Raw genomic sequence first — 13,228 nt, 5'->3', positions numbered from 1 at the left:
TCTCATCACGTTCGACAGCGTACGGGACGGCCGACAGCCGGCTTCCGCGAAGAAGGGGAGCCGTGACGGAGCGCCCTACGCTGAGGGTCTGTGCAGAGAGGACTACGTCGATGACTCGGACGGCACTTCCCCGACCGATCGGCCTCGCGCTCGTCCGTGCGACCGAGATCATGGGTGCGGAGCCCTACTTCCACGAGTTCATCGCCGGAGTGGAGCGGACGGTGCGGCCCGCGGGGTACTCGGTGCTCCTGAACGTCCTGCCCGACGAGGCGGCCGAGTTCGAGACCTACCGGCGCTGGAGCGAGGACGGCGAGGTGAGCGCGGTCATCGTGGTCGACCTCGAGGTCGACGATCGCCGGCCCGAGTACGTCCGGAGCCTGGGGCTGCCGGCCGTCGTCGTCGGCCCCCCCAGCGCGGCGGACGGCTTCCGGGCCGTGTGGACGGACGACGACAACGCGATGCGCAGCGCCGTGGAGTTCCTCGAGGGCCTCGGGCATCGGCGGATCGCTCACGTCGCCGGCCCGGCGGAGCTCCTCCACACGCGGATCCGACAGGAGACGTTCGAGCACGAGTGCGGGCGGAGGGGAATCGCCGTGACGCATGCCTCCGGCGACTACTCGAGGGCCTCGGGCGCCCGCGCCCTGCGGTCGCTGCTGGAGGGCGCCGAGAAGCCCACTGCAGTCATCTTCGACAGCGACCTGATGGCGCTCGGCGGGCTCGACGAGGCCCGCGACGGCGGGAGGCAGGTCCCCAGCGAGCTGTCCCTCCTCGCGTGGGACGACTCCGCGCAGTGCCAGCTGAGCGAGCCGCCGCTGTCCGCGGTCTCGCACGACGTGCAGGTGATCGGGATGCTGGCCGGTCGCGAGCTGCTCGAGGAGATCGCCGGGCGAGGGAGCGACCCGATCAGCAGCCCGGCCGTGGTCATCGTCCCTCGCGGTTCCACGGGGGCTCCGACGACCTAGCTCGGGCCGGCGGCGGGAGCAAGCGGGAGGAAGCACTCGTCGATCGTTCCATAAATTATTTACTTTTGTATTGACGAGGCCCCGCTGCGTCGACGAGTCTGTGGGGGCACCGCGAAAGAGCGCCCTTGCCGCCGGTGCGTCCCACCCGGTCGAAGGAGCCCTGGAGAACACATGACCCGATCAGCCCTGCCCGCCTCCCTGAGGACGCCTGTGCGTACCTGCCTCGCCGGTGCCGCTCTCATCGCTGTGACCGCGTCGACTCTCGTCGTCGCCGCCCCCGCCTCTGCCGACCCGCCGCTCGACTGGACCAGTGAGAACACCGAGTTCGTCCAGCGCGAGGGCAGCTCGCTGATGCTCGACGGGGAGCGCTTCCGCGCGAGCGGCACCAACATCTACTGGCTCGGCCTCGACGAGAACGTCGGGGGAGTGGACTACCCGACGTACTTCCGGATCAAGGACGCACTCGATACCGCCGCGCAGATGGGTGTCACCGTCGTCCGATCGCACATGATGACCTCGACGGGCCAGAACGATCAGAACCCCCTCGCGCTGATGCCCCGCCTCGGCGAGTACAACGAGGAGGCGTTCCGCACGATCGATTTCGCCGTCGCCTACGCGGGCACGCTCGGCATCCGGCTCGTGCTGCCGCTGACCGACGAGTGGCAGTACTACCACGGCGGTCACCGCGACTTCACGACACCGCTCGGCTTGGAGCCGGCCGACTTCTACGCCGACCCCGCCGCGATCGACAGCTACCAGGACTACGTCGACCACATCCTCGGGCACACCAACTCGATCACGGGGATCCCGTTCGTCGACGACCCCACGATCATGGCCTGGGAGCTCGGCAACGAGCTCGAGGGGATGACCCTCGACTGGATCGACGAGCAGGTCGCCCACATCAAGGAGCAGGCGCCCGAGCAGCTCGTCGCTGCAGGCCGTCGATTCGACATCGACCCCGACACCCTCGCGGCCGAGGACCTCGACATCGTCGACGTCCACTACTACCCGCCGACCGCGGAGCGCGTTTCGGCGGACGCCGCGACCGTCGCCGGCGCAGGCAAGGTCTACATCGCCGGTGAGTACGCTTCGACCGCTGCCAGCCAGGAGCTCCTCGGAGCCGTTGCAGCGGACGAGAACGTCTCGGGGATGTTCTTCTGGTCGCTCTTCGGCAACAACGACCGCGGCGGATTCGTGCCGCACGACGATGGCTTCACGCTCCACTACCCGGGCGACTCCGCTCGAGAGAAGGAGAGCGTCGCCGCCATCGAGGCGTACGGCGTAGAGACCGGCAGCACGCCGGGGGAGCTCGAGCTCGGTTCGCCGCTGATCACAGCCATCGATCAGAACTACGGCATCAACGTCGTCTCCTGGCGCGGCACCGCCGGGGCTGAGGGCTACGTGGTCCAGCGCTCCGTCGAGGACGGAGAGTGGACCGATCTGACGGAGGGGACCGTGTCCGCCTCCGCCTCGCCCGTCACCGATCTCGAATCACCGGCCGGCGCCCGCTACCGCGTCATCCCGGTGGGTGCGGGCGACGAGCGCGGACCCGCGTCCGACGTCCTTGCCGCACCGACCGGAGGAGCCGTGCTCGTCGACCCGCTGCAGAGCTGGTCACTCACGTCCGCACACGAGGGCGCCCGGATCACCGCCACCGTGGACGGTGGAGTCGTCACGGCGGCCGCCGACGCGCCCGCCAGTATCACGTGGCAGCGCGACGGAATCAGCGAGGCCTCCTTCCTCGTCTCCGACGTGGACGCCACTGTCGAGACCACCGCGGACGGATCGACCTGGACGCCCGTACGGACCACGGCCACCGAACTCGACGGACGCACGACGATCACCGCCGCCGACCTCGCAGGCAGCGCTGTGCGACTCAGCTGGACGGGTGCCGGCTCCGTCGAGCGCGCCACGATCACGAGCGCCGCGGAGAAGGTGGCTCTGTTCGACCCGCTGGACGACTTCTCGAAGACGACCTCGCACGACGGCAGCCTCTCCTTCGACAGCGGGAACCCCGCGCTGTTCGGCGGTGACAGCTCCCGCGTGAAGCGCGACAGCGCCGACCCGGCGAGCCTGACCTACTCCCTCGACGACATCAGCGGCGCCGACATCACCGCCTACTACTGGCCCGATCAGCCGGTCGCACCGTTGACGATCGAGGGCTCCGCGGACGGGACCACCTGGACGCCCCTCACCGTGGACGCACGCGGCGGAACCGGAAACTGGAAGGCCTACACGTACAGCGCCCGCGACCTCTCGGGCATCGACCGCATCCGTGTCTCCTGGCCTCAGGCTCCGGGCGAGGTGTGGACGCCCCAGATCGGCTCCGTCAGCCTCTACTCGCCGAACGCGGCAGAGCTCGGAGCTCCCGGCGCCGTTGCGCTCGGCACCCCCGAGGACGACGCCACCGCGATCCGGGCGACACCGACCTTCACGTGGCAGCCCGCCGTCGACGCCACGTACTACCGATTCGCACTGTCGACCTCGAGCGACCTCTCGGATCCGCTCGTCTCAACCACCGGGCTGTCCGCGACCAGCTACCGCCCGGCGACCGACCTGACCCCCGGCACCCGCTACTACTGGCAGGTCACGGCGGTGAACGGAGTAGGCACGAACACCTCCGAGGTCCGCTCGTTCGAGGCGTCCGCCCTGCCCGCCGAACCCGTCATCATCGACGACTTCGAGAGCTACGCCGACGACGCGGCGCTGCAGGCCGCCTACGTCCGAAACACTGGCGGCGGCACCATCACGCCGACGCTCGTACCGGACGCCGTCACCGGCTCCACCGCCGCACGCTTCGACTACGACCTCGCCACCGCGGGATACGCCGGAGTCGTGAAGACCTTCGACAGCGCGCAGGACTGGTGGGGCCGCACCGGTCTCTCTCTCCAGGTCGACACCGACGCGGACGACTCCCTCTCGGTGCAGTTCGTCGCGAACGGCGCCTACTGGGAGGCATCGGTCACACCGAACGCCGACGGACCGCAGACCATCGTGATCCCGTTCGAGGACTTCGCCCCGCCGGCGTGGGCCCCGGAGGCGGACCTCGACCTGACGTCGGTCAGCCAGTACGCCCTCTACATCAACGGAAGCGGAACCGGCGCCCTCACCGTCGACGACGTGCAGGCAGTACCCGCCGAGGTGACGCCCACGCCGACGCCGACGCCGACCCCGACCGGGACGCCGACTGCAACGCCGACGCCGACTGCGACCCCCACGCCGACTGCGACGCCCGCACCTGGGGGGCCGTCCACTCCCTCGGTGCCTTCGTGGCTGGAGTCGCTGGTCAAGCGGTACCTGCCCGCCGTCTGGCAGTGGTGGCACGGCCGCCACTAGCCCCCACTCCTCCCTTCCTCACACAGCACTGCACCCCGTCGCCGATGGCGGCGACGGCCTACCAAGGAGAACAACCGTGCACCGATACCACCCCACCCGCCGAACGGCGCTGATCGGCATCGCCGCCGTCGCCGTCTCGACATCCCTCGCCCTCTCCGGATGCTCCGCCGGCGCGAGCAACGACTCCGGAGAGCCCTCGGGCGAGATCACCGTCCTCACCAACCGCACCGACATCGTCGACACGACCTTCGCCGACTACGCGAAGGCGTTCGAGGAGAAGTACCCCGGCACGACCGTGAAGTTCGAGGCGCTGACCGACTACGAGGGCGACACCAAGATCCGCCTGAACTCGAAGGACTACGGCGACGTGCTGCTCATCCCGAGCTCGAACGTCACCAAGGACGACTACGCGAACTACTTCGAGCCGCTCGGCAGCACCGAGGAGCTGTCGTCGCAGTACCGCTTCACCAATGAGGGTTCGTTCGACGGCACCGCCTACGGCATCTCGACCTTCGGCTCCGCCATGGGCTACGTCTTCAACCGCGACGTGTGGACCGCCGCCGGTGTCACGACGCCGCCGACGACGGAGGAGGAGTACCTCGCCGCTCTCGAGAAGATCAAGGCGAACGGCGTCACTCCGTACTACACGAACTACAAGGACGGATGGCCCCTCGCCACCATCGAGGGCAACCTCGGCACGGTGCAGGGCGAGGACGTGCGCACCGAGATGATCGCCGACGACGCTCCGTGGACTGAGGGCAACGACCAGTACAACATCGACGGTCTGCTCTACGACACGGTCGCCGCCGGCCTCAGCGAGGACGACCCGACCACCACCAACTGGGAGGAGTCGAAGGACCTGCTCGCCAGCGGCGACATCGGCTCGATGGTGCTCGGCTCCTGGGCCGTCTCGCAGATGCAGGACGCCGCCGAGAAGGCCGGCAAGCCGCGCGACACCATCGGCTTCTGGCCGATGCCCTGGGCACAGGACGGTGTCTTCACCTCGGTGACCGCCTCGGACAAGTTCCTCGCGATCAACAAGAACTCCGGGAACAAGGCCACCGCTCGCGCCTGGATCGACTGGTTCACGAACGAGTCCGGCTACGCGGCGAGCCAGGGCGCGATCAGCCCGGTCATCACCGACCCCGCTCCCGACACCCTCGCCGACTTCGACGCACTCGGCGTGCAGTACCTCGAGCTCGCCCCCGACCCGGTCGGCAAGGAGGCGGTCATCAACGACATCGCCAACGAGGCCGAGATCGACCTCTTCGGCAACGCCTACCGCCAGGAGCTCATCGACGCCGCACGTGGCGCCGGCGACGGCGACAAGGAGACCCTCTTCGCCGACCTCAACGAGCGCTGGGCCACCGCCCGCGCCGTCGTCGCGGAGTAAGACCCCGGGGGTGGCCCGCCGACCACGGCGGGCCACCCCCTCGACCGCATCCGAGAGATACCGAAAGGATCGACATGGCGATCACCGATGCTCCGCCTCTCGAGGTCGGAGCGAGCAAGAGGATCCGCACCCGACGCGGGCAGCGGCTCACCGGGCGCCGGATCACTCCGTGGCTCTTCCTGGCGGTGCCGCTCGCCTTCCTCGTCGTTCTGACCTACATCCCGGTCGCGAACATGTTCTGGTACAGCGTCACCGACTGGGACGGCCTCGACCCGGACAAGACCTTCGTCGGCCTCGAGAACTACGTCGAGATCTTCACCCGGCCCGAGATCTTCCGCGTCTTCTTCGTCAGCCTCTTCTACCTCGCGGGCGCCGTCGCGCAACTCGGACTCGCACTGTTCTTCGCGACGCTGCTGAGCTTCAACACCCGGTTCCGCAACTTCTTCAAGGGCGTCATCTTCTTCCCCTACCTGATCAACGGCGTCGCCATCGGGCTGATGTTCCTCTACTTCTTCCGACCCGACGGCACCCTCGACGCGGTCCTCGGCGCTCTCGGCGTGCAGGACACTCCGCAGTGGCTCGGCGACCCCTCCGTGGTGAACGTCTCCCTCGCCGCCACCTCGGTCTGGCGGTACATGGGACTGAACTTCGTGCTGTTCCTCGGCGCCATCCAGTCGGTGCCCGAAGAGCAGTACGAAGCCGCCGACATCGACGGCGCGACCGCCTTCGACAAGTTCCGCTTCATCATCGTGCCGAGCATCCGGCGCATCCTCGGGCTCTCGTTCATCCTCGCGATCGCCGGAGCCCTGTCGGCGTTCGAGATGCCGTACATCATGACCGGCGGCGCCAACGGGTCCGAGACCTTCGTCATCCAGACCGTCGACACCGCCTTCCGCTACTCGAAGGTCGGCCTCGCCTCGGCCATGGCCGTCGTCCTGCTCGCGATCGTCCTCATCATCACCGCGGTCCAGCGCCGCGTCTTCCCCGACGAGAAAGGCGGCCAGGAATGACCGACACTCAGCCGCGACAGGCCGACGTCACCGGTCTGCCCGTCGAGCAGCGGCCCGCGATCACCTCGCCCGCGCCGGCTCGGCGTCGACGCGGCCGATCCCGCTCCACCCTCGCCGGCCTCGGCAAGTACGGCTCGCTCGTGATCGCCTGCGTGTTCGCGCTGCTCCCGATCGTCACCATCTTCATGCTCGCGTTCAAGACGTCGGCGGAATACCGCAGCACCGGCCCCCTCGTGCCCCCGAGCAACTGGTTCAACTTCGAGAACTTCGCGATCGCCTTCACCCAGGGCGGGATGGTCACGGGCTTCCTCAACACCGGGATCATCCTGGTGGTGTCGATCGCCGGCACCGTCTTCATCGGGACGATGGCGGCGTACGCGATCGACCGCTTCCGCTTCCGCGGACGGCGCCTCGTGACCGGGCTCTTCCTGCTGGCGACCCTCGTGCCGGGAGTCACGACGCAGGTCGCGACCTTCCAGGTGATCAACGCGCTCGACCTCTTCAACACCCGCTGGTCGGCGATCCTGCTCTTCACCGGCACCGACATCGTCGCGATCTACATCTTCCTGCAGTTCATGCAGTCGATCCCCGTCTCCCTCGACGAGGCCGCGATGCTCGACGGCGCGAGCCGCTTCACCGTGTACTGGCGGATCATCCTGCCGCTGCTCAAGCCCGCGATCGCGACCGTCGTGATCATCAAGGGCATCGCGGTCTACAACGAGTTCTACATCCCCTTCCTCTACATGCCCTCGCGCGATCTCGGCGTGATCTCGACCTCCCTCTTCCGCTTCATGGGGCCCTTCGGGGCGCAGTGGGAGGTCATCGCCGCCGGCACGATCCTCGTGATCGTCCCGACGCTGATCGCGTTCCTCTTCCTCCAGCGCTTCATCTACAACGGACTGACATCAGGAGCTACGAAGTGACCCACACCCTCGACACCACCCCTCGCACCGCGGCGGCCACCAGCCGTCCGCTGCACGACGGCTGGAGCGTCCGCGCGACCCGCGGGCCGATCCCCGCCGAGCTGGTCTCGGCCGTCGTCCCCGCGGTCGTCCCCGGCCTCGTCCACACCGACCTGCTCGAGGCCGGGCTCATCCCCGACCCGTACCTCGACCAGAACGAGAAGAAGGTGACCTGGATCGGCGAGACCGACTGGGAGTACTCCACCTCCTTCGACTGGACGCCCGACGACCACGACGTGCACGAGCTCGTCTTCGAAGGCCTCGACACCGTCGCCACCGTGTCCCTCAACGGTCACGAGATCGCGAGCACCCGCAACCAGCACCGCACCTACCGCGTGCGCGTCGACGGCGTGCTGCACGAAGGCGCGAACGAACTCGTCGTGCGCTTCGCATCTCCCGTTGCGGAGGCGGACCGGGCCAGCCTCGAGATCGGCTACCGTCCGCACACCTACTCCCACCCCTTCAACGCGCTCCGCAAGGCCGCCTGCAACTTCGGCTGGGACTGGGGCCTGGACGCCGCCTCCGTCGGTATCTGGAAGCCGCTCACCCTGGCGGCCTGGACCACCGCGCGGCTCGCTTCCGTGCGACCCGTCGTCACAGTCGACGGAAGCACGGGCCGAGTGGCCGTGCACATCGACCTCGACCGCACCTCCGACGTCGAGGTCGAGCTGAACGCCACCGTCGCCGGAGTGACGGCGACCACCGCTGTCCCCGCCGACGAGAGCTCGGCAGTGCTCGAGCTCTCGGTCGAGGACGTCGCAGTGTGGTGGCCGCGCGGCTTCGGCGAGCAGCCCCTCTTCGACCTCGAGGTCGTCCTGAGCATCGACGGCGAGTCGATCGACTCCCGCTCGCACCGCATCGGCTTCCGCACCATCGACGTCCAGCTCGACCAGGACGCGGAGGGGACCTCGTTCCGCTTCGTCGTGAACGGCGAGCCCGTCTGGATCCGCGGTGCGAACTGGATCCCCGACGACGCCTTCGTCACCCGCGTCGACCGCGCCCGTCTCGCCCGACGGATGGACCAGGCTGAGTTCGCCAACATGAACCTGCTGCGCATCTGGGGCGGCGGCTACTTCGAGTCCGACGACTTCTACGAGCTCTGCGACGAGCGCGGGATCCTCGTCTGGCAGGACTTCCTCTTCGCCTGCGCCGCCTACGCCGAGGAGGAGCCGCTGCGCAGCGAGGTCGAGGCCGAGGTGCGCGACAACGTGACCCGCATCATGCCGCACCCGAGCCTCGCGCTCTGGAACGGCAACAACGAGAACATCTGGGGCTTCGAGGAGTGGGGCTGGGAGAAGCGTCTCCAGGGCCGCACCTGGGGGCTCGGGTACTACCTCGACCTCCTGCCGCGCCTGGTCGCGGAGCTCGACCCCGAGCGCGCCTACACCCCGGGCAGCCCGTGGTCCGGTGACCCGCAGATCTTCGCGAACGACGTCGATCACGGCTCCGTGCACCTCTGGGAGCTGTGGAACCGCGTGGACTACCCCGCGTACCGCGACGTGCACGCCCGATTCGTCGCCGAGTTCGGCTGGCAGGGGCCGGCGAGCTGGTCCACGATCCAGCGCTCGATCTCGGATTCTCCGCTGACCCCGGAGTCGCCCGGGATGATCCACCACCAGAAGGCGACCGACGGCAACGACAAGCTCACGGACGGACTCGTCGCGCACCTGCCGCTGCCGGACGACACCGAGGACTGGCACTGGGCCATGTCCCTGAATCAGGCGCTCGCGGTCACCCTGGCGATCGAGCACCAGCGCTCCGAGAGCCCGCGCTGCATGGGCTCGATCGTCTGGCAGCTGAACGACTGCTGGCCCGTCACCTCCTGGGCGGCGGTGGACGGCTACGGCGTCGCCAAGCCGCTGCTCTACGCCCTCAAGCACGTCTACGAGGACCGCCTGCTCACCGTGCAGCCCCGGGACGAGGGCCTCGCGGTGGTCGCGGTGAACGACAGTGCTCTCGAGTGGTCGGGGGAGTGCATCGTCCGCCGCATGAGCTTCGAGGGACGAGTGCTGGCGGAGGAGCGGCACGAGGTGGCTCTGGCTGCGCGCTCGACCGCGACGCTCGCGGTCGGCATCGGCGCGGCGGGTGACGCCGCCTCCGAGCTCCTCGTGGTCGACCTCGCCGGGGAACGCGCCTTCTGGTTCTTCGCCGAGTACCGCGCCTCTGCGCTCGAGGCGGCCGTGGTCACGACGTCGGTGCGGCAGCTCGACGGCGTCGCGGAGGTGACGGTCACGGCCGAGAACCTCGTGCGCGACCTCACCCTCCTCGTCGACAAGCTCGACCAGGCCGCGACGGTCGACGACCAGCTCGTCACCCTGCTGCCGGGCGAGTCCGTGACGTTCCGGGTCAGAGCGCAGTCGCCGCTGGACGCGGACGCCCTGGTCTCGTCGAGCGTGCTGCGGACCGCGAACCAGCTCGTCGCCGACTGGGCCTGACGCCCACCGGGGCTGAGCGGTGGCGTCGCTTCGACCCGCTGCTCAGCCCCCTGCCGCTTCTCGAGGAGAACCGATGCGCTTCCTGCTCACCTCTGGCGTCGCTGCGCCCTCCGGCGACGCCTGTTCGCCGGCGGGCGCGGTCCCCCTCGCTGCCCGGCGCGCTGCCGCCGCGGGACGCCTCGGCTCCGGCCCGCGCCCCTCGGCCGACCTGCCGTGAGCGCGCGATCGGAGCGAGCGCGCACCGGGACCGCGATCGACGCGGACCATCCGCTGCGCTCCGCTCTACGGCCCTCCGGGTGGCGACTCGTGTCGGCCGCGATCGCCTTCGCCGTCAAGGACAGCCCGCTGTGGATCCTGCCGCTGGTGACGGCGGCCGTCGTCGACGCCCTGGTGGCCGGGGATCCCCCCGAGGCGCTGCTGCTCCCGGCCGCCGCGGGGGCGGCCACCATCGTGGTCAACGTGGCCGCGAACGGCGTCTTCGTACGGCTCTTCTCGTCGTCCGTCCGCTCCATGGGCGCACGTCTCCGTGAGGCGCTCGCAGAGCGCCTCCAGCTGTTGTCCTTCGGCTACCACGCTCGGGGCAGCGCGTCGGTGCTGCAGACCAAGATCGTGCGCGATGTGGAGAACCTGGAGCTCATGCTCCAGCAGGCGTTCGGGCCGCTGCTCAACGCTGTGGTGATCCTCGTCGGGGCCGGCGTGGCGACCGCGCTCCGAGTGCCCCAGTTCCTCCCGGTCCTCGCGCTCACCCTCCCGCTCGCTGCGGGGCTCATCCTCTGGCTCCGCTCCCGCACCGCGGCGAGCAACGAGACCTTCCGCCTCGACGTCGAGACCATGTCGTCGGCCGTCGGCGAGATGTCGTCTCTCCAGGAGGTCACCCGGGCCCACGGGCTGGAGCAGGTCTCGGCGCGGAGAGTGGTCGAGGCGGCGCATCGCGTCGAGCGCGCCGGCTTGCGGCTCGACCGCCTCAACGGCCGCTTCGGCGCACTGTCGTGGAGCAGCTATCAGGTGATCACGCTCGGATCCCTGTTCGGCGCCGCGCTGGTGACGATGACGGGCGCTCTCCCGATCTCGGTCGGCGAGGTCGTGCTGCTGAGCTCGTACTTCGCCCTGCTCACCGGCGCGATCACGGGCGCGTTCCAGACCGCGCCGCTGATCACCCGCGGACTGGCGTCGCGACGCTCCATCGCCGAGGTCCTCACCGATCCGGATGTCGAGAGGAACGAGGGAGGCGCTGTCGTCGAGGCGCTCGACGGCGCGATCGACTTCGAGTCCGTCTCGTTCTCGTACGGGGAGGAGGAGGTCCTCTCGGAGGTGACCCTGCACATCGCGCCGGGACAGACGATCGCCTTCGTCGGCGCGTCCGGATCGGGCAAGTCGACCCTGACCCGGCTCGTTCTGGGCTTCCTGCGGCCGACCCGCGGGCAGGTGCTGCTCGACGGTCGCGACGTCGGCGAGCTCGACATGCGCAGTGTGCGGCGCTTCGTCTCGGTGGTGCCGCAGGAATCGGTCCTGTTCCGCGGGAGCATCCGCGACAACGTCCTGTACGGCTCTCCGGACACGAGCGACGAGCAGCTCGTGGCGGCGCTGCATGCCGCGAACGCCGACTTCGTCCTCGCGCTCCCCGACGGCTGGAACACCACCGTGGGTGAGCGGGGTGGGCAGCTCTCCGGAGGGCAGAGGCAGCGACTCGCGATCGCTCGCGCGCTCATCCGCGATCCGCGACTGCTGATCCTCGACGAGGCGACCGCCGCGCTCGATCCGCGAGCGGAAGCCGAGGTGCGCGGGGCCCTCGAGCGCCTCCGGGAAGGCCGGACGACTCTGATCGTGGCGCATCGGCTGAGCACGGTCAGGACGGCCGATCGGATCGTCGTCCTCGACGGCGGGCGCGTGATCGAGGAGGGGACCCACGAGCAGCTGCTCGCTGCGCGAGGGCGTTACGCCGAGATGAGCGGAGCCGTCTGACGGTGCCGGGGAGCGGATCCCCGGCACCGCCGCTCCTCAGGGCAGCGTCAGCTCGCCCTGGTTGAGCACGCGCGGATGGAAGTAGGCGCTCTGGATCGCGGCGTTGGTGTTGCCGCCGCGCAGCTGCTCCGACCAGATCATGAAGTACGACCACCGCGGCTGGCCCTGCAGGAGCGTCGCATCGGGGACCTTCCCCATCTCGGCGAGGGCGATCGGCTTCGGTCCGGCGATGGACTGCATCTGCTGGTAGTCCGAAGCGCTCGGGAAGCTCTTGTACCAGACATCGAGCGAGACGACGTCGACGTACGAGGCCCCCGGATAGTAGGTGGACCAGCCGCCCTGCGGGTTGTCCTGGACGTTCCACACCCAGATCAGGTTCGTCAGGCCCTGGGAGTCGAAGTAGTCGCGCATCTGCTGGTAGATCTTCGCCCCGCCGTTCGCTCCTGGGCGTCCGCCCCACCAGCTCCAGGTCTCGTTCATCTCATGGAACGGGCGGAACAGAACGGGGACGCCGGCGTCCTCGAGCTGGCGGAGGTACGGCACGACCTCGCTCATCCACTGCCGCCACGTGGTGTTCAGCGCGGTGCCCCTGGTAACGATCTGCTGGAACTGCGCGTCGGTGATCGAGCTCTTCACACCCCCGTCGAAGGCGCAGGTGCTCGGACCGGTCGGCGGGCAGACGTGCCAGGCCAGCGTCACGAGGGAGCCGTTCGCCCACTCCGTCTTCGCCTGGTCGACCACCCGCTGCCTGTTCGCGGCGTCGGACGCGGTGAAGAACAGGTCGCCGCCCCAGAGCCCCGGGTACTGCCCCGTGATGTCCTTCACCTGCTGGGTGTACTGAGCCGGCGCGCTCGCGGGCTCCTTGTTGTGCTGCCCTGAGACGATGCTCGTCCCGGTGATCGACTGCAGATACTGCAGAACGGCGGCCTTCGGCTTCGCCGGGAACGCCTGCGCGGTCTCGGGCGACGGGGTGAGGAGGGGAGTGAGCAGTGCGGCGGCGAGGGCTGTGGCCAGGAGGAGGCGGCGAGTGCGGGCTCTTCGTCGAGTCATGGGTCTTCCTCTCTGCGGATGCTCCTCGATGAGTAACCGCACGGCCACCCTCGCGTGCACGCACGCCTCCGTCAACCATTACGTCAATTAATTATGATTTGCGAGGAGCGCGGAAGGG

General features: G+C 69.1%; 8 protein-coding genes. 7 read left to right on the top strand and 1 reads right to left on the bottom strand.

Features of this window, described 5'->3' with window-relative positions; translation table 11 throughout:
• Positions 1–110: 110 nt before the first annotated feature.
• From IOC53_RS06570 to IOC53_RS06540, 7 genes are all read left to right on the top strand, one after another.
• Positions 111–962 (top strand): LacI family DNA-binding transcriptional regulator, encoded by an 852-nt coding sequence (locus tag IOC53_RS06570; RefSeq protein WP_207403570.1) that lies wholly within the window; start codon positions 111–113, stop codon positions 960–962.
• A 171-nt stretch (positions 963–1,133) separates the two neighbouring features.
• Positions 1,134–4,298 (top strand): carbohydrate binding domain-containing protein, encoded by a 3,165-nt coding sequence (locus tag IOC53_RS06565; protein WP_207403568.1) that lies wholly within the window; start codon positions 1,134–1,136, stop codon positions 4,296–4,298.
• 76 nt (positions 4,299–4,374) lie between these two features.
• Positions 4,375–5,691 carry an ABC transporter substrate-binding protein gene (locus IOC53_RS06560; protein WP_207403565.1) on the top strand — a complete coding sequence of 439 codons (1,317 nt, stop codon included), beginning with the start codon at positions 4,375–4,377 and terminating at the stop codon, positions 5,689–5,691.
• A gap of 74 nt (positions 5,692–5,765) precedes the next feature.
• A complete protein-coding gene (locus IOC53_RS06555; RefSeq protein WP_207403564.1) occupies positions 5,766–6,701 on the top strand; it encodes a carbohydrate ABC transporter permease in 936 nt (311 codons plus the stop codon).
• Positions 6,698–7,624: a carbohydrate ABC transporter permease gene (locus IOC53_RS06550; protein ID WP_207403563.1), complete on the top strand. Its 927-nt coding sequence runs from the start codon at positions 6,698–6,700 to the stop codon at positions 7,622–7,624. The genes IOC53_RS06555 and IOC53_RS06550 overlap by 4 nt, the downstream gene beginning before the upstream one ends.
• Complete coding sequence (locus IOC53_RS06545; protein WP_207403562.1) at positions 7,621–10,098, top strand: glycoside hydrolase family 2 protein; 2,478 nt, start codon at positions 7,621–7,623, stop codon at positions 10,096–10,098. Before IOC53_RS06550 ends, IOC53_RS06545 begins: the two co-directional genes overlap by 4 nt.
• A gap of 213 nt (positions 10,099–10,311) precedes the next feature.
• Positions 10,312–12,060, top strand: a complete 1,749-nt coding sequence (locus IOC53_RS06540) for an ABC transporter ATP-binding protein (RefSeq protein WP_207403561.1) — start codon at positions 10,312–10,314, stop codon at positions 12,058–12,060.
• A gap of 36 nt (positions 12,061–12,096) precedes the next feature.
• Here IOC53_RS06540 and IOC53_RS06535 read toward each other — a convergent pair whose 3' ends face one another.
• Complete coding sequence (locus IOC53_RS06535) at positions 12,097–13,110, bottom strand: glycosyl hydrolase (protein ID WP_207403560.1); 1,014 nt, start codon at positions 13,108–13,110, stop codon at positions 12,097–12,099.
• Positions 13,111–13,228: the final 118 nt, after the last annotated feature.

This window comes from Rathayibacter sp. SD072 (genome assembly GCF_017355185.1).
Taxonomy (GTDB): domain Bacteria; phylum Actinomycetota; class Actinomycetes; order Actinomycetales; family Microbacteriaceae; genus Rathayibacter.
Note: the sequence above shows the minus strand (reverse complement) of the source record. Positions and strands in the feature narration are given on the sequence as shown.